Source organism: Pantoea sp. 1.19, assembly GCF_001922585.1.
GTDB lineage: Bacteria > Pseudomonadota > Gammaproteobacteria > Enterobacterales > Enterobacteriaceae > 1-19.
The window spans coordinates 224636-242695 of record NZ_MRBS01000006.1 but is presented as its reverse complement, the minus strand read 5'-3'; the positions used below and the strand labels follow the sequence as shown (position 1 = coordinate 242695).

The 18060-nt window shown below is 58.2% G+C and carries 8 protein-coding genes, 2 tRNA genes, 4 rRNA genes and 1 pseudogene; 12 read left to right on the top strand and 3 right to left on the bottom strand.

Annotated features, from left to right (window positions below):
* From BS626_RS12955 to rrf (BS626_RS12930), 6 genes are all read left to right on the top strand, one after another.
* A 16S ribosomal RNA gene (locus tag BS626_RS12955) occupies positions 1-1321 on the top strand; the annotation flags it as partial.
* A gap of 377 nt (positions 1322-1698) precedes the next feature.
* Positions 1699-1773: transfer RNA gene (locus BS626_RS12950), tRNA-Glu, on the top strand.
* Between the two features lie 427 nt (positions 1774-2200).
* Positions 2201-5026: ribosomal RNA gene (locus tag BS626_RS12945) — 23S ribosomal RNA — on the top strand.
* Between the two features lie 95 nt (positions 5027-5121).
* Positions 5122-5237 (top strand): 5S ribosomal RNA (gene rrf, locus BS626_RS12940).
* Positions 5238-5251: 14 nt separating this feature from the next.
* Positions 5252-5327: transfer RNA gene (locus BS626_RS12935), tRNA-Thr, on the top strand.
* 33 nt (positions 5328-5360) lie between these two features.
* A 5S ribosomal RNA gene (gene rrf / locus BS626_RS12930) occupies positions 5361-5476 on the top strand.
* A gap of 303 nt (positions 5477-5779) precedes the next feature.
* Here the strand turns inward: rrf (BS626_RS12930) and malT are convergent.
* Positions 5780-8474: pseudogene (gene malT, locus BS626_RS12925) on the bottom strand (HTH-type transcriptional regulator MalT).
* 436 nt (positions 8475-8910) lie between these two features.
* On the opposite strand from malT, the gene malP reads away from it, so the two are divergent.
* The 6 genes from malP to BS626_RS12895 all read left to right on the top strand — a co-directional run bounded on the left by malP (position 8911) and on the right by BS626_RS12895 (position 15923).
* A complete protein-coding gene (gene malP / locus BS626_RS12915; protein ID WP_075182808.1) occupies positions 8911-11316 on the top strand; it encodes a maltodextrin phosphorylase in 2406 nt (801 codons plus the stop codon).
* A gap of 11 nt (positions 11317-11327) precedes the next feature.
* Positions 11328-13457, top strand: a complete 2130-nt coding sequence (gene malQ / locus BS626_RS12910) for a 4-alpha-glucanotransferase (protein ID WP_075182807.1) — start codon at positions 11328-11330, stop codon at positions 13455-13457.
* 336 nt (positions 13458-13793) lie between these two features.
* Positions 13794-14261, top strand: a complete 468-nt coding sequence (locus BS626_RS18850; protein ID WP_240494311.1) for a hypothetical protein — start codon at positions 13794-13796, stop codon at positions 14259-14261.
* Complete coding sequence (locus tag BS626_RS18845; protein WP_240494310.1) at positions 14261-14413, top strand: hypothetical protein; 153 nt, start codon at positions 14261-14263, stop codon at positions 14411-14413. Before BS626_RS18850 ends, BS626_RS18845 begins: the two co-directional genes overlap by 1 nt.
* Positions 14414-14496: 83 nt before the next feature.
* Positions 14497-14703, top strand: coding sequence for a hypothetical protein (locus tag BS626_RS18840; RefSeq protein ID WP_240494309.1), 207 nt, complete (start codon positions 14497-14499; stop codon positions 14701-14703).
* A gap of 674 nt (positions 14704-15377) precedes the next feature.
* Complete coding sequence (locus tag BS626_RS12895) at positions 15378-15923, top strand: YfaZ family outer membrane protein (RefSeq protein ID WP_075182805.1); 546 nt, start codon at positions 15378-15380, stop codon at positions 15921-15923.
* Positions 15924-15959: 36 nt separating this feature from the next.
* Here the strand turns inward: BS626_RS12895 and actP are convergent, their stop codons facing one another.
* Positions 15960-17612 (bottom strand): cation/acetate symporter ActP, encoded by a 1653-nt coding sequence (gene actP, locus BS626_RS12890; RefSeq protein WP_075182804.1) that lies wholly within the window; start codon positions 17610-17612, stop codon positions 15960-15962.
* Positions 17609-17920, bottom strand: coding sequence for a DUF485 domain-containing protein (locus BS626_RS12885; protein ID WP_075182803.1), 312 nt, complete (start codon positions 17918-17920; stop codon positions 17609-17611). Before BS626_RS12885 ends, actP begins: the two co-directional genes overlap by 4 nt.
* Positions 17921-18060: the final 140 nt, after the last annotated feature.

The window sequence follows — 18060 nt, the reverse complement described above, 5'->3', positions numbered from 1 at the left end:
CATCGGATGTGCCCAGATGGGATTAGCTAGTAGGTGGGGTAACGGCTCACCTAGGCGACGATCCCTAGCTGGTCTGAGAGGATGACCAGCCACACTGGAACTGAGACACGGTCCAGACTCCTACGGGAGGCAGCAGTGGGGAATATTGCACAATGGGCGCAAGCCTGATGCAGCCATGCCGCGTGTATGAAGAAGGCCTTCGGGTTGTAAAGTACTTTCAGCGGGGAGGAAGGGATGACGGTTAATAACCGTCGTCATTGACGTTACCCGCAGAAGAAGCACCGGCTAACTCCGTGCCAGCAGCCGCGGTAATACGGAGGGTGCAAGCGTTAATCGGAATTACTGGGCGTAAAGCGCACGCAGGCGGTCTGTTAAGTCAGATGTGAAATCCCCGGGCTCAACCTGGGAACTGCATTTGAAACTGGCAGGCTTGAGTCTCGTAGAGGGGGGTAGAATTCCAGGTGTAGCGGTGAAATGCGTAGAGATCTGGAGGAATACCGGTGGCGAAGGCGGCCCCCTGGACGAAGACTGACGCTCAGGTGCGAAAGCGTGGGGAGCAAACAGGATTAGATACCCTGGTAGTCCACGCCGTAAACGATGTCGACTTGGAGGCTGTGCCCTTGAGGCGTGGCTTCCGGAGCTAACGCGTTAAGTCGACCGCCTGGGGAGTACGGCCGCAAGGTTAAAACTCAAATGAATTGACGGGGGCCCGCACAAGCGGTGGAGCATGTGGTTTAATTCGATGCAACGCGAAGAACCTTACCTGGTCTTGACATCCACAGAACTTGCCAGAGATGGCTTGGTGCCTTCGGGAACTGTGAGACAGGTGCTGCATGGCTGTCGTCAGCTCGTGTTGTGAAATGTTGGGTTAAGTCCCGCAACGAGCGCAACCCTTATCCTTTGTTGCCAGCGGTYCGGCCGGGAACTCAAAGGAGACTGCCAGTGATAAACTGGAGGAAGGTGGGGATGACGTCAAGTCATCATGGCCCTTACGACCAGGGCTACACACGTGCTACAATGGCGCATACAAAGAGAAGCGAACTCGCGAGAGCAAGCGGACCTCATAAAGTGCGTCGTAGTCCGGATTGGAGTCTGCAACTCGACTCCATGAAGTCGGAATCGCTAGTAATCGTGAATCAGAATGTCACGGTGAATACGTTCCCGGGCCTTGTACACACCGCCCGTCACACCATGGGAGTGGGTTGCAAAAGAAGTAGGTAGCTTAACCTTCGGGAGGGCGCTTACCACTTTGTGATTCATGACTGGGGTGAAGTCGTAACAAGGTAACCGTAGGGGAACCTGCGGTTGGATCACCTCCTTACCTGAAGATACTGCCTCGTGTAGTGCTCACACAGATTGTCTGATAGAAANGGAGTCTGCAACTCGACTCCATGAAGTCGGAATCGCTAGTAATCGTGAATCAGAATGTCACGGTGAATACGTTCCCGGGCCTTGTACACACCGCCCGTCACACCATGGGAGTGGGTTGCAAAAGAAGTAGGTAGCTTAACCTTCGGGAGGGCGCTTACCACTTTGTGATTCATGACTGGGGTGAAGTCGTAACAAGGTAACCGTAGGGGAACCTGCGGTTGGATCACCTCCTTACCTGAAGATACTGCCTCGTGTAGTGCTCACACAGATTGTCTGATAGAAAAGTAGAGAAAGCAGAACGGCTGCGAAGTCGACACGGTATCCAGTGTCCCCTTCGTCTAGCGGTTAGGACTCCGCCCTTTCACGGCGGCAACAGGGGTTCGAATCCCCTAGGGGACGCCACTGCTTGGTGACAGGTGAAAGGTGTCTCCCCCGATATCTCAAAACTGGTTTGCGAACCACGTTTGAGATATTTGCTCTTTAACAATCCGGAACAAGCTGAAAATTGAAACGACGCGTTGCGCCCATTCTTCCGTAAATAAAGAATGACGCGGCGACGCGTTCGAGTCTCTCAAATTTTCACGATTCACAGGACGCCTGTGGGTTGTGAGGTTAAGCGACTAAGCGTACACGGTGGATGCCCTGGCAGTCAGAGGCGATGAAGGACGTGCTAATCTGCGAAAAGCGTCGGTAAGGTGATATGAACCGCTACAGCCGACGATGTCCGAATGGGGAAACCCAGTGTGTTTCGACACACTATCGTTAACTNGCGGCGACGCGTTCGAGTCTCTCAAATTTTCACGATTCACAGGACGCCTGTGGGTTGTGAGGTTAAGCGACTAAGCGTACACGGTGGATGCCCTGGCAGTCAGAGGCGATGAAGGACGTGCTAATCTGCGAAAAGCGTCGGTAAGGTGATATGAACCGCTACAGCCGACGATGTCCGAATGGGGAAACCCAGTGTGTTTCGACACACTATCGTTAACTGAATACATAGGTTAACGAGGCGAACCGGGGGAACTGAAACATCTAAGTACCCCGAGGAAAAGAAATCAACCGAGATTCCCCCAGTAGCGGCGAGCGAACGGGGAGCAGCCCAGAGTCTGAATCAGCAGGTGCGTTAGTGGAACGGTCTGGAAAGGCCGACGGTACAGGGTGACAGTCCCGTACACAAAAGCGCACCGGCTGTGAGCTCGATGAGTAGGGCGGGACACGTGATATCCTGTCTGAAGATGGGGGGACCATCCTCCAAGGCTAAATACTCCTGACTGACCGATAGTGAACCAGTACCGTGAGGGAAAGGCGAAAAGAACCCCGGCGAGGGGAGTGAAACAGAACCTGAAACCGTGTACGTACAAGCAGTGGGAGCACCCTTCGGGGTGTGACTGCGTACCTTTTGTATAATGGGTCAGCGACTTATATTCTGTAGCAAGGTTAACCGNCGACGGTACAGGGTGACAGTCCCGTACACAAAAGCGCACCGGCTGTGAGCTCGATGAGTAGGGCGGGACACGTGATATCCTGTCTGAAGATGGGGGGACCATCCTCCAAGGCTAAATACTCCTGACTGACCGATAGTGAACCAGTACCGTGAGGGAAAGGCGAAAAGAACCCCGGCGAGGGGAGTGAAACAGAACCTGAAACCGTGTACGTACAAGCAGTGGGAGCACCCTTCGGGGTGTGACTGCGTACCTTTTGTATAATGGGTCAGCGACTTATATTCTGTAGCAAGGTTAACCGYATAGGGGAGCCGCAGGGAAACCGAGTCTTAACTGGGCGTTAAGTTGCAGGGTATAGACCCGAAACCCGGTGATCTAGCCATGGGCAGGTTGAAGGTTGGGTAACACTAACTGGAGGACCGAACCGACTAATGTTGAAAAATTAGCGGATGACTTGTGGCTGGGGGTGAAAGGCCAATCAAACCGGGAGATAGCTGGTTCTCCCCGAAAGCTATTTAGGTAGCGCCTCGTGAACTCATCTTCGGGGGTAGAGCACTGTTTCGGCTAGGGGGCCATCCCGGCTTACCAACCCGATGCAAACTGCGAATACCGAAGAATGTTATCACGGGAGACACACGGCGGGTGCTAACGTCCGTCGTGAAGAGGGAAACAACCCAGACCGCCAGCTAAGGTCCCAAAGTCATGGTTAAGTGGGAAACGATGTGGGAAGGCACAGACAGCCAGGATGTTGGCTTAGAAGCAGCCATCATTTAAAGAAAGCGTAATAGCTCACTGGTCGAGTCGGCCTGCGCGGAAGATGTAACGGGGCTAAACCATGCACCGAAGCTGCGGCAGCGACGCTTATGCGTTGTTGGGTAGGGGAGCGTTCTGTAAGCCGCAGAAGGTGGCCTGTGAGGGCCGCTGGAGGTATCAGAAGTGCGAATGCTGACATAAGTAACGATAAAGCGGGTGAAAAGCCCGCTCGCCGGAAGACCAAGGGTTCCTGTCCAACGTTAATCGGGGCAGGGTGAGTCGACCCCTAAGGCGAGGCCGAAAGGCGTAGTCGATGGGAAACGGGTTAATATTCCCGTACTTGGTGTTACTGCGAAGGGGGGACGGAGAAGGCTAGGTTATCCGGGCGACGGTCGTCCCGGTTTAAGCGTGTAGGCTGACTTTCCAGGCAAATCCGGAAAGTTAAGGCTGAGGCGTGACGACGAGGCACTACGGTGCTGAAGTAACTGATGCCCTGCTTCCAGGAAAAGCCTCTAAGCTCCAGGTAACGTCAAATCGTACCCCAAACCGACACAGGTGGTCAGGTAGAGAATACCAAGGCGCTTGAGAGAACTCGGGTGAAGGAACTAGGCAAAATGGTGCCGTAACTTCGGGAGAAGGCACGCTGGCGCGTAGGTGAAGGGACTTGCTCCCGGAGCCGAAGCCAGTCGAAGATACCAGCTGGCTGCAACTGTTTATTAAAAACACAGCACTGTGCAAACACGAAAGTGGACGTATACGGTGTGACGCCTGCCCGGTGCCGGAAGGTTAATTGATGGGGTTATCCGCAAGGAGAAGCTCTTGATCGAAGCCCCGGTAAACGGCGGCCGTAACTATAACGGTCCTAAGGTAGCGAAATTCCTTGTCGGGTAAGTTCCGACCTGCACGAATGGCGTAATGATGGCCAGGCTGTCTCCACCCGAGACTCAGTGAAATTGAACTCGCTGTGAAGATGCAGTGTACCCGCGGCAAGACGGAAAGACCCCGTGAACCTTTACTACAGCTTGACACTGAACATTGAGCCTTGATGTGTAGGATAGGTGGGAGGCTTTGAAGCGTGGACGCCAGTCTGCGTGGAGCCAACCTTGAAATACCACCCTTTAATGTTTGATGTTCTAACGTGGCCCCGTAATCCGGGGTGCGGACAGTGTCTGGTGGGTAGTTTGACTGGGGCGGTCTCCTCCCAAAGAGTAACGGAGGAGCACGAAGGTCAGCTAATCACGGTCGGACATCGTGAGGTTAGTGCAAAGGCATAAGCTGGCTTGACTGCGAGAGTGACGGCTCGAGCAGGTGCGAAAGCAGGTCTTAGTGATCCGGTGGTTCTGAATGGAAGGGCCATCGCTCAACGGATAAAAGGTACTCCGGGACGACGTTGATAGGCCGGGTGTGTAAGCGCAGCGATGCGTTGAGCTAACCGGTACTAATGACCCGTGAGGCTTAACCTTACAACGCCAGAGGCGTTCTTGAGAGACGATTTTCAGCCCAGTTCATAACGGATTGAAGCCGTGCGGCCGGATGGCGGCGCGGACAACAGAATTTGCCTGGCGGCTGTAGCGCGGTGGTCCCACCTGACCCCATGCCGAACTCAGAAGTGAAACGCCGTAGCGCCGATGGTAGTGTGGGGCCTCCCCATGCGAGAGTAGGGAACTGCCAGGCATCAAATTAAGCGTGCTGATATGGCTCAGTTGGTAGAGCGCACCCTTGGTAAGGGTGAGGTCCCCAGTTCGACTCTGGGTATCAGCACCAGTTAAGGCATGAGTTCGGTAAATAAAGAATTTGCCTGGCGGCTGTAGCGCGGTGGTCCCACCTGACCCCATGCCGAACTCAGAAGTGAAACGCCGTAGCGCCGATGGTAGTGTGGGGCCTCCCCATGCGAGAGTAGGGAACTGCCAGGCATCAAATCAGGCAAAAGGCCCGGTCGAAAGACCGGGCCTTTTGTTTTGCGCGCGGTTTGCCGGCGGGCGCCCTCCTGAGTGACAGCGCCGGCGGGAGCGGGGCTGAGCGGCGCCGCGGCGGTCCGGAGGGGGCGCAGGACGCCCGCCGGGCGCCATGTCGAGCGGGAGCCCCGGCCGACGGTCGGGGTTTTTTGCGTTTTGGATCGCAGAGCAGAAAAACGATCCACCGGGTAACCATGTTGACCCTCAGGCCGCGCAAAATCTGCGCGGCTCAGTCCGGTCAAACAGAGGGTGACGTGTTGATCACACCCCGAATCCCATTAAATGCAGCAGGTGATGAGCCTGTTGCACTGCCTGCTGGCGATGCGCGACGCCCATTTTCTGATACAAATTGCGGATATCAGTTTTGATGGTGGTGGCGGCGACATTCAGCTCGGCCGCGATCTGGTCGTTACTGTAGTCGGAATAAATCACTGCCAGCACCCGGCATTGCCGATGCGTCAGCGGGCTGGTTCGAATCAGTTCGGGTATCTGAGGATGACTCTGCAGGCGACTGACAAAGGTTTCATCGAAATGGGCAAACTTGTGGCGATGGTGCTGATTAAGGTCGCGTAAAATACGCTGCGCGCGCTGCTGTTCCAGATCTGGCAGTGCGCTGAGTTATAATAACTGACGCAGCTGCTGCGCCATCGCCTCACCCTCCACCACAAAGTGGCTGATAAAGCCGGTACGCACCGAAAGCTGCAGCGCCTGCCGAGCAAGACTTTTGCGTTCCGTTTGCCACCAGAGGCGGTTTAGCAGCAAGTAATTGCGGTTCAGATCGCTGATTAGCTGCAGACGATGCGCATTGTCGTTAAGCTCGTCCAGTACCACTTCCGCCTCGTCAAACTGCCCCAGCAGGATCGCGCCATATTGCGCCACTGTCCCTGCAGAAAATGGTTGTCGGCATTGGCCGGCTTTGGCGTGATGTGAAGCCAATTCGCCGTTGCCTGTCGGTCTCCGGTCATCTGCCAGTAAAGCAGACGAGGCTTATCGGCGTTGGTCACCCAGTCGCTGCGGTAGTGACCGTTACTGAGCAAATTTTCAAGGCGGGTAAGATGCCGGCGGGCGTTGTCCATATCGCCACGCGCCAGGGCGCATTTGGCCAGCATCGCCAGGCACTGCAGCTGTTGCTGCGGCTGGAAGTGAGTCAGCACCTCCAGACCCTGTCTGACGGCCTGTTCGGCGTCATCCAGACGCGACCATGACCACAGCAGCTGGGCGCGCAAGCGCAGCAGAAACTCATGCATCGGCAACTGTTCCAGCCCCTGCTCGCGAATCAGCGCAAAAGCGTTATCCCGTGTCTCGTAGGCGGATTGCGCATCGCCCTGCGCGATCAGGATCTCACTTTGCTGAAGCAGCGCCCACAGGGCGTCGTGGCAGATATCGTGATGCCTGGCCATCTGGCAGGTTTCCTGCATCAGCGACAGAGCCTGATTGAGATCGCCGCGGCAATGTAATACTTCACCCTTTATCGACGTGGCTACGATCCGACCGTAATAACTCGCGAGCGGAAACACTGCCAGCGCTTCACTGGCCAGCCTCCCGGCCTCGTCGGGTTTGCCGGCGTTGATCGCGACCTGCGCGCGCAGCGCGTTAAATTCGGCACAGAGCAGCGCGTTGGTGGCGAGCTGCTGCTGATCCATCACCTGCTCCGCGCGTGCCAGCAGGTGATTAACTTCGTTATAGCGGTGCTGACTCTGGGCCAGCCTGGCCTGCAATAAAATTAGACGCGGTGGGGCAATCAGCGATGACGAAGGGCAGCGCGCCCGATCCCTGTCCCAGCAGGCGCCGTTCGCTATGGTTAAGCAGCGTCCAGGCATGCTCCAGCAACATCGTTTGCAGCAGCGACAAATCTTGCGCAGCCAGGGCGTGGTGAATCGCCTCGCCGGCATAGCCCAATGCCATCCATTCCTGCGCTGTGGCGCGATGGATCGCCGACAGTTCCGCCGCCAGTTCCCATTGACAGCGCTGGCGAAGAAAAGGAGCGAACAGCGGATGAAAGCGAAACCATGCACCGCGATCGTCCATGCGCTGTAAAACCAAACCCTGCCGCCCGGTTTCCTCCAGCCGTCATTGTCCGTTCTCTTCACCGGTGACGGCGGCAATCAGCCGATCGTTCATCGAGCGCAGCACCGCGCTGCGCAGTAAAAATTGCCGGGTAGCACCGTCCACGCAGTTAAGCACCTGATCCACCGGGTAATCAGAGAGGTGGCTGGCATTAATGCCGGCGAGACGCCGTGCTGACTGATGTGTGGGCGTATTCGACTGGCGTTCTGATAGCGCAATTAACGGCAGCGCGGTGGCCCAGCCGGCAACGTCATCGCACAGCCGCTGCGACTCGCTTTCGGCGACGGGGTGCTGCAATCGGTGGTCGAAAAAAGTTTTTGCCTCACCGGCGGTGAACGCCAACCGTTGGCTGCTAATCTCCAGCAGCTGTTCGCGAATCCGCAGGTTAGCAATGCCAAGAGAAGGCAAATTACGCGACAAAATAACCAGCGTGAGATTATCGGGCTGATGGCGCAAATAAAACGCATGGCCTGATGTATCTCGTCGTTAGTGAGCAGATAGTAATCATCCATGACCAGATATACCGGATGGGGCCATGCGGTCAGTCGATAACCAGCGGTGAAAACAGGGCGCTCAGGCTGGCGTACTGGCGCTTCTGCGCCATTGCATCGCTGCGCTCGCAGTGATTAGCGGTAGCGTGTTGTATCGCGGCAAGCAAATAGGTAGCAAACTGCTCCGGGTAGTTGTTCGCCTCATCCAGAGAGTACCAATCAATATCCGCTTTATCGGCGCCCCACTGCGCGATCGGCGTGGTTTTACCGTATCCCGCCGGGCGGATAATTAACGCCAGGCGGTAATGCTGAACAGCCGCGAGTCGCGCGATCAGACGCGCGCGGATAACCGTGTTTTGCAGACGCACCGGTCGGCTTAGCTTCGAAGGTATGAGCATGGTGTCGGCTTCACCAAAGGGGCAGAAAGATACACGCTGAATTATTTTTAGCTGTGTAATTAAGTTACCTTCTGCCAGCCGATGGGCTAATGCAGGTGACTCATCATGCTAAATAGCCGCAAGTTGTGCTTATCACATGTCCATTTGTCCAGAATCCTTCTGGAACCGTGCGAACTGGCTGTCGGGTGCGTTAATCGCGGAGGGTAAACGCGCTGAAACGCCGGCAATCCGCCGTTGGCAGCAGATAATCCAGGCAAACTTGTGCAACAGGGTCTTTACTGAAATGAGGGAAAATGTCGCCGTCATCACACTATTGGCTACGCCCTGCGGCTTCTCCCCGTCTGATTTTATCCAAGGTGGATGCCGCTGCTCGTTTCAGCCGTCAGCATAGTCGCATAATGTTTCGCGCAACCATCCATTACGGGAAAAGAGTCGTATGTCGCAGCAAAAATTCAATCCAGCACGTTTTGACGCTGCTCTGACGCGTCAGTGGCAGGGCATGGGCCTGCACGCCGCCAGTGAGATGACCCGGCAGCAGTGGTGGCAGGCCGTTAGCGGTGCGGTGGCGGAAATGCTTGCCGCACTGCCGGCCAGCCCGCCGACAGCCGGCGCGTTACGCCACGTTAACTACCTCTCGATTGAGTTTCTGATTGGTCGCCTGACCGGAAACAACCTGCTGAATCTTGGATGGTATCAGGGCGTGGCGGAGCGGCTCGCCGACTGGGATATTGAACTCAGTGCGCTGCTGGAAGAGGAGATCGATCCAGCGCTCGGCAACGGCGGTCTCGGGCGCCTGGCGGCCTGCTATCTTGACTCCATGGCCACTGTCGGTCAGCCCGCTACCGGCTATGGTCTGAATTACCAGTATGGCTTGTTCCGTCAGTCGTTTGTCGATGGCGCGCAGCACGAGGCGCCGGACGACTGGCATCGCGGCCGCTATCCGTGGTTCCGCCACAACAGCGCGCGCGATGTGGACGTGCCGCTCGGTGGTAAGCTGATCAAGGATGCGGCCGGTTTGCCTATCTGGCAGCCGGCGGTGATCCTGCGGGGTGAAGCCTGGGATCTGCCGGTAATTGGCTATTTGAATGGCATCACCCAGCCGCTGCGCCTCTGGCAAGCCACACATGCGCATCCGTTTGACCTGACGCGGTTTAACGACGGTAAATTTCTGCAGGCTGAACAGCAGGGCATCGATGCCGACAAGCTCACCAAGGTACTCTATCCCAATGATAACCATGAGCCTGGCAAGCGACTGCGGCTGATGCAGCAGTACTTCCAGTGCGCCTGCTCCGTTGCGGATATCTTGCGCCGCCATCACCTGGCCGGGCGCACGCTGCACAGTCTGCCCGATCACGAAGTGATCCAGCTCAACGACACGCACCCGACGATTGCCATTCCGGAAATGATGCGCGTGCTTATCGACGATCATCAGCTGAGCTGGGATAAAGCCTGGACCATCACCCGCCGGACGTTTGCCTATACCAACCATACCCTGATGCCGGAAGCGCTGGAACGCTGGGATGAACGGCTGGTAAAAAGCCTGCTGCCGCGGCACTTCAGCATCATTCAGGAGATCAATAAACGGTTTAAAAAGGTGGTGGAGGCACAGTGGCCCGGCGATAAGGCGGTGTGGGCGAAACTGGCCATACTGCACGATAAGCAAGTCCGGATGGCTAACCTGTGTGTGGTCAGCGGGTTTGCAGTGAACGGCGTGGCGGCCCTTCACTCTGAGCTGGTGGTGAAGGATCTGTTTCCGGAATATCACCAGCTGTGGCCGACTAAATTCCATAATGTCACCAACGGAATCACTCCACGCCGCTGGCTGAAGCAGTGTAATCCTGCGCTCTCTGCGCTGATTGATGAGGTGCTACAGGGAGAGTGGGCCAACGATCTGGCGTGCCTGAAGCGGCTGGAGCCGCTGGCGGATGACGCCGCTTTCCGGCAGCGCTACCGCCAGATCAAACAGGAGAATAAGCAGCGGCTAACGGCATATGTTAAACGGGTCACCGGGATTGATATCAATCCACAGGCCATTTTTGATGTGCAAATTAAGCGTCTGCATGAATACAAACGTCAGCACCTGGCGCTGCTGCATATCCTCTCCTGCTACAAGCGGCTGCGCGACGATCCGCAGTCACCGATGGCGCCGCGCGTCTTCCTGTTTGGCGCCAAAGCGGCACCGGGCTACTATCTGGCAAAAAATATTATCTATGCCATCAATAAAGTGGCGGAGGTGATTAACAACGATCCGCAAGTTGGCGATCGGCTGAAAGTGGTATTTATCCCGGATTATCGTATCACCGTGGCCGAGCAGATGATCCCGGCGGCGGATCTCTCCGAGCAGATCTCCACCGCGGGCTATGAAGCGTCGGGGACGGGCAACATGAAGCTGGCCCTTAATGGCGCGCTGACCATCGGCACGCTGGACGGCGCCAACGTGGAAATTGCCGGTGAGGTGGGCGAGGAAAACATCTTTATTTTTGGTAACACCGTGGATCAGGTGAAAACGCTCAAGGCGCAGGGCTACGATCCACTGATGCGGCGTCAGCAGGATCCTCACCTCGACGCCATCTTGACCGAGCTGGAAAATGGCCACTTCAGTCAGGGCGACACTCACGCGTTTGACCGGTTGCTACACAGCCTAACCGCAGGGGGCGACCCCTGGCTGGTGCTGGCCGATTTTTCCGCCTATCTGGACGCTCAGGCACGGGTGGAGGCGCTGTGGGCCGATCGGGAAGGTTGGACGCGGGCGGCGATCCTGAACACCGCGCGTACCGGCCTGTTCAGTTCCGATCGGGCGATCCGCGATTACCAGCAGCGCATCTGGCAGGCGACACGCTAATAAGGAGAGGTATGGAGAGCGAACATCTGGCCGCGGAGGCTCGCGCGGCAGGCATTGCTGATCACTACATCAATGCCAAAGGCGTATCGGAAGCGATCGCGCCGCAAACGCTGCAGCGCCTGCTCAGCGCGATGGACGGCGAGCCGCAGGCGAGCGCGGCGCCGCTGCCTGCGGCCCTGGTCCTTCGCCACCGGCGCAGCGGCGCCATCAGCGTGGGCGGCCGCGGCCGCTGGCAGTGGCAGCTCCATGCGGAGAACGGCAAGCGCTGGTCGGGCACGGTGGCCGGCGGGGCCTCCCTCAGCCTGCCGACCCGTCTGCCACAGGGCTATCACCAGCTGACCCTCAGCCAGGGGAGCCAGCAGTGGCCGTGCCGGGTGATTGTTGCCCCGCGCCGCTGCTATGAGCCGCCCGCGTTGAAGCAGGGTGGAAAGCTGTGGGGGGCCTGCGTACAGCTGTATACGCTGCGCTCTGAACACAACTGGGGCATGGGGGATTTTGGCGACCTTCAGCAGATGATCCGCGAAGTGGCGGCGCGCGGCGGCGCGTTTATTGGCCTCAACCCGATTCACGCGCTTTACCCGGCCAGTCCGGAAAGCGCCAGCCCCTATAGCCCTTCATCACGCCGCTGGCTGAACGTGCTGTATATCGACGTTAGCCAGGTCGACGATTTTCAACAGAGTGCCGACGCCCAGCGCTGGTGGCAGCAGGCGGACACACAGGCCAGTCTGACCCAGGTGCGCGCCAGCGATAAGGTGGAATACGCCGGCGTCGCGGCACTCAAGCTGCAGGCGCTGCGGCTGGCCTGGCGCAGCTTCAGCGCGCGCGCTTCGCAGGATGCGGCGGTCGTTGCGCTGGAGGCTTTTATCACCGAAGGCGGCGCCAGCCTCTGGTACCAGGCGGCCTACGATGCGCTGCACCAGGCGATGCTGGCCGAGGACAGTCGTCGCTGGGGCTGGCCCGCCTGGCCAGAAGCGTACCGGCAGGCGCACAGTGAGGCCGTCACGCGGTTCTGCGAACAGCAGCACGATGAGGTCCGCTTTTTCCTCTGGCTACAGTGGCTGGCCAGCCGGCAGTTTGAGGCCTGCTGGCAGCTCAGCCAGCAGCTGCAGATGCCGGTGGGGCTTTACCGAGACCTGGCGGTCGGCGTCGCGGAAGGGGGAGCCGAAACCTGGGCCGAGCGAGAGCTTTACGCGCTGGATGCGCAGGTGGGGGCGCCGCCGGATATTCTCGGACCGCTGGGTCAGAACTGGGGGTTGCCACCACTCAATCCGCACGTGCTGCGCGCCCGCGGCTATCAGCCGTTTATTGATCTGCTACGGGCCAATATGGCCAGCTGCGGTGCGCTGCGCATCGATCACGTGATGTCTCTGCTGCGCCTGTGGTGGATACCGAAAGGTGAAACGGCCGATCGCGGCGCCTATGTTTTTTATCCGGTAGACGATCTCTTTGCGATCCTCGCGCTGGAGAGTCAGCGACAGCGCTGCATGGTGATCGGCGAAGACTTGGGGACGGTGCCGCCAGAGATCGTCGGCAAGCTGCGCGACAGCGGTGTCTACTCGTGGAAGGTTCTCTATTTCGAGCAGGAGAGCGAAGATCGCTATCGCGCGCCGCAGGCGTGGCCGCGACAGTCGATGGCCAGCGCGACCACCCACGATTTGCCAACGCTGCGCGGGTTCTGGACTGCCGGAGACCTGACGCTGGGCGAGCAACTGGGGCTCTACCCCGATAAGGTCATTTTGCAGGGACTGTATGTCGAGCGCGAGCGGCAAAAGCAGGCATTGCTCAATGCGTTGCACGCGGCAAACTGCCTGCCGGCGCGCGCCGGAAAGCGTGCGAAGCGAATGACCATGACGCCGTTGCTTAATCGGGCGATGCACCGCTTTATTGCCGATAGCGGCAGCGCGCTGCTGGGACTGCAGCCGGAAGACTGGCTGGATATGGCCGATCCGGTGAACGTTCCCGGCACCGTTGATCAGTATCCCAACTGGCGGCGTAAGCTCAGCGCGACGCTGGAGGCGATGTTTGCCAGCGAGCAGGTCAACCTGACCCTGCGCGATATTCACCGCCGTCGCCGCACGCCGTCCGGAGCGGGAACCATCGGAACGGATCCGTCCGGGCCCGATGTCTGCCTGGCTCGCTAAGCGATCGTGCCACAGTATGGTTAGCCATCGGCCTGCATTATCCTGCAGGCCGTTTTTACTGCCGGCATCGGCGCTATCGCCTTTCTTATGAATATTGCTCACCAGCCGCAGAACGGCGATTAGCGGCGTAGCCGGGCAATGGCGTTGATCAGTTTTTCTCAATCAAACTGCATTACAAGCCGCTCGGGGGAGGCATTGCGCCGCGACTGAAGGTATCGCTGACGCGTGTCCCGTCAGGAAAAAACATGACGCTGTCCTGATGGATCCGGGAAAAATGAGCCCGGCCGTGAGTTGGCCCGCATGATCGGCTTTGCTTTTGAAGCATCCGCGGGAGCGATGAATCGTTCGCGCGAATTTGCCCAGGGCGGCATCACGTATGCGGATGGCCCACAGCATTTTCTGGTGCGTTCGGGTTACCGTCATCCCACTGGCCAGAGCGGCCTGGTGACCCAGATTATCGTGATGAAAACCGCGTCGCAGGCCTCGACCTCCAGCCGGGGTAGCGCGCTGACGGACGCCGTGACCGCCACCGCAATCGGCGCTGAGATTACGGCTACCACGCCCGCCTGCGGTGCAATGATCATCACCGCGGGCGTCATGGTCAGCGGGGCCTTCGCCATGCCCATTATGGCCGGCGGCAGTGCTGCGCTGGTCGTGAACGGCTACGCCGGCGCTGCCGCGACGGGTTTGTCATGCCTGAACGGTATCTATCGCGCGTATGGCCCGATGGAAAACAGCGGGGACAATGTGGCCTGGCTCGACGCTCAGGAGCGCTATGCCGCAACGTCGGCCTCGCGAACGTGATGGCGCTGGCCAGCGCGGGCGGGGCGTTAAAAGAGATCGCCGCGACGCCGCGGGCGATGCCGTCCGTGTCTTCGCTGCAGGCAATGGAATGGTTGAAAGCCGGGCCACAGCAGGATCGCGGGCGACTCACCGAACGCATCAATCGTGCATAAAATACCGGGGCAATCCTAACGGAATCAACGCCGCGGTCCGCGCCGGTCTTTATCCGAAACGTTCCCTGGTTGAGCCGGTACACATGATGCTGGTCGCCAGCTGGGGAGGGGGCACCCGCGGCGGCTGCGCTGGCGGGCAGTGCCGTCAGCGGCGTGGTGGCGACACCGGGCAATCCGCCGCGAACCGGGCGCTACGCTGTGAAGACGCTTTAGTCTCTGGCGGTATGGTGATGTCGTTGATAGCCAGGCTTACCGGCGCGCTGTTTCATGCGCCAGGGCAGCAGGAGTGAGAAATAGCGCCGCTGAGCGTCCGGCAGGGCCGGGCGTAGTGACCCACCCATCGCCGGAGCGCTATTTTGACTGGCCGTCCACCGCGCTGCTCCGGCAGAATGGTTGCCGGTGGCGGTCCTGCTGCTGGCGTTTGCGCTGATTCTGCTCAGCCTGCCGCCGCTGCAGCACGCGCTGCTTTTTTTATCCCTGCGCTGACGCTGCTGATCGCTATCCTCACCAGCCGCGCCCAGCCGGCGCGCGGGCTGTGCCGAAATGACCTGTTTCTTGCTGGCGCAGGGGCGACTGGCAATCACCTTACTGAGAGGCATATCGCCGCTGCCGCAGATGATCGCGATGCTGGCATTACCGGGCGCGCGATGGGGAGCGATGAACGGAAAACGGCTTGTGCTGTTTACGCTGCGGTGTCGCTCCCCGCGCGTGGTCAGCGGGTGCAAAAAGCGCGGATAGCGGATAAAGATGGGCGAAGGCGCTGCCGGCGGCGACGTGAGGAGCGCGATACAGGGATGCTGGCCCGTGCCTGCCCCGATGGCTAAACATATTCGATTACATAATCGGATGTAAATTCGTTTAAAGATCGGCCAGCCAGGGTTATCTCGCCATGTAAACTGTGATCCGTTTCCGCTACTCTGCGAAGCGCCCCGTGGGGGAATGTAAGGATTTCAGGAGAAAAACAATGAAACAAGTGGCAATGGTGTGTGCAGGCCTCTCCCTGCTGGCAGTGGCCGGCACGGCGCAGGCGATCGAAGGCGGCATGGATGTGGGTAAAGATTACACCCACCTGCGCTTTGGTCTTGGCACCGACACCCCAGGTTTTGCGCTCAGCGGCGACTGGCTGCGCAGCGATCACGACGGTAACGTCGAGAGCCTCGGCCTGAATTATAACGTTGGCGTCGGGTCTTTCATGCTCTCTCCGGGAGCGAAAGTGATGTCAACTAACCCGAAAGACAGTAAAGATGGTTATGCGGTCGCTATCGGTGGTGGCGTAACAGTACCAGTTACCAATATGTTTAATGCGTACGGTGAGTACTACTGGTCACCGGATGCATTCTCGGCGCACATTGATAACTATCAGGAAGCCAGCGCCGGCGTCAGCTTCCGGCCGATCTCGCTGGTGGACGTCCGCGTCGGCTACAAATACATGGCGCTGAACGGCAAAGATGGCCGTAAGGACAACGTTGTGGCGGATGGTCCGTACGTCGGGGCCTCAGTCCACTTCTGAGTAGGTAAAAAAAGCCGGGTTATCCCGGCTTTTTTTTCAGTGCGCTTTGCCCTGATCGATCCCTATTCCGGTCTGGGAGCGAACAAACTGCGCGCGGAAGCGGAGACGCTCCTGCGCCCCTTCGGCGGAGTGATCGGTGATGGAGAACAGCCAGGTCCCGATAAACGCCGCCAGCATCGAAAACAGCGCCGGGTATTCGTAAGGGTAAATGGGTTTGGCGTGACCGAGGACTTGCACCCAGACGGTGGGGCCGAGGATCATCAACACCACGGCGGTAATCAGGCCCAGCCAACCGCCAATCATTGCCCCGCGCGTGGTCAGCTTCGACCAGTACATCGACAGCAAAATGATCGGGAAATTACAGCTGGCGGCGATGGAAAAAGCCAGTCCAACCATGAAGGCGATGTTCTGCTTCTCAAACAGGATCCCCAGCGCAATGGCAACCACACCCAGCACCAGTACGGTGATTTTCGATACCTTCAGCTCCTCGCGTTCGCTGGCGTTACCCTTACGAAACACGCTGGCATAAAGATCGTGAGAGACGGCTGAAGCGCCGGCCAGCGTCAGGCCAGCGACCACCGCCAGGATGGTGGCGAACGCCACAGCGGAGATAAAGCCGAGGAAAATACTGCCGCCTACCGCATCGGCCAGGTGCACTGCGGCCATATTGTTACCGCCAATCAGCTGCCCTGCGGCATCCTTAAAGGCCGGATTGGCGCTGACCAGCAGGATTGCACCAAAGCCGATAATGAAGGTTAGAAAGTAGAAGTAACCCATAAAACCGGTGGCCCAGAATACGCTTTTACGCGCTTCACGCGCGTCGCTGACCGTGAAGAAGCGCATCAAAATATGCGGCAGTCCGGCGGTACCAAACATCAGTCCGAGCCCCAGCGACAGGGCCGAAATCGGATCTTTCACCAGCCCCCCCGGGCGCATGATATCCGCTCCTTTCGGGTGTACCGCCATCGCTTCGGTAAACAGCGTATTAAAGCTGAATCCTACGCTCTTCATCACCATAATGGCCATAAAAGAAGCGCCAAACAGCAGCAGGATGGCTTTAATGATCTGCACCCAAGTGGTGGCTAACATGCCGCCAAACAGTACGTACAACACCATCAGAATGCCCACCAGCACCACCGCGACGTGATAATCGAGGCCAAACAGCAGCTGAATCAGCTTGCCCGCACCGACCATCTGCGCAATCAAATACAGGGCCACCACCACCAGCGAGCCGCAGGCTGAGAGGATGCGAATCGGCTTCTGTTTCAGGCGGTATGAGGCGACGTCGGCAAAGGTATAGCGCCCCAGGTTACGCAGGCGCTCGGCGATCAAAAACAGAATGATCGGCCAGCCGACGAGGAAGCCCAGTGAATAGATCAGGCCATCATAGCCGGAGGTAAACACCAGCGCGGATATGCCAAGAAACGAGGCGGCGGACATAAAATCCCCGGCGATCGCCAGGCCATTCTGAAAGCCGGTAATGTTGCCGCCGGCGGTGTAATAGTCGTTGCGTGATCGGGTACGTTTAGAGGCCCACCAGGTGATTCCCAGCGTCGCCACCACGAAGATCAAAAACATGATGATCGCTTCGTAATTGGTGGGTTGCTTATCGACCGCCCCGCTCATCGCATCGGCGGCCTGGCTGGCGGCGGGCAGCAGCAGAGCCAACAGCGAAATCAGATGCTTCATCCTTTTACCTCGCTCAGAATTTGCCGGGTCAGGCGATCAAATTCACCGTTGGCGCGCCACACATAGATGCCGGTCAGTAAAAACGACACCACGATAAGTCCGATGCCGATGGGAATGCCGCGGGTCACGTTGGTTCCGGGATGGAGCGGGGTGCCAAGCCAGCCGGGTGCGAAAGCGATCAGTAAAATAAACCCGACGTACAGCACCAGCATGATAAGCGTCAGCAGCAGCGCAAATCGCTGACGCTTGTGCACCAGCTCCTGAAAGCGGGCGCTCTTTTCTATGCGTTGATAAATGACATCATTCATCACGGCGTCTCCAGAGGTGATTAAACGTAGTCGTGTGGGTGTTCGACATTGCCCACCAGGTCCGTTGTCCTGTCAGGGAAAGGCGGTGCGATGCGGCGGCAGCTTCCGCTGCGCCTCCCGGTTTCCCGGAAGGCGCCAAC

Coding starts and splice junctions, on each gene's coding strand:
- malP (WP_075182808.1), top strand. CDS start 8,911: ATGTCGCAGCAAAAATTCAATCCAGCACGTTTTGACGCTGCTCTGACG.
- malQ (WP_075182807.1), top strand. CDS start 11,328: ATGGAGAGCGAACATCTGGCCGCGGAGGCTCGCGCGGCAGGCATTGCT.
- BS626_RS18850 (WP_240494311.1), top strand. CDS start 13,794: ATGAATCGTTCGCGCGAATTTGCCCAGGGCGGCATCACGTATGCGGAT.
- BS626_RS18845 (WP_240494310.1), top strand. CDS start 14,261: ATGGCGCTGGCCAGCGCGGGCGGGGCGTTAAAAGAGATCGCCGCGACG.
- BS626_RS18840 (WP_240494309.1), top strand. CDS start 14,497: ATGATGCTGGTCGCCAGCTGGGGAGGGGGCACCCGCGGCGGCTGCGCT.
- BS626_RS12895 (WP_075182805.1), top strand. CDS start 15,378: ATGAAACAAGTGGCAATGGTGTGTGCAGGCCTCTCCCTGCTGGCAGTG.
- actP (WP_075182804.1), bottom strand. CDS start 17,612: ATGAAGCATCTGATTTCGCTGTTGGCTCTGCTGCTGCCCGCCGCCAGC.
- BS626_RS12885 (WP_075182803.1), bottom strand. CDS start 17,920: ATGAATGATGTCATTTATCAACGCATAGAAAAGAGCGCCCGCTTTCAG.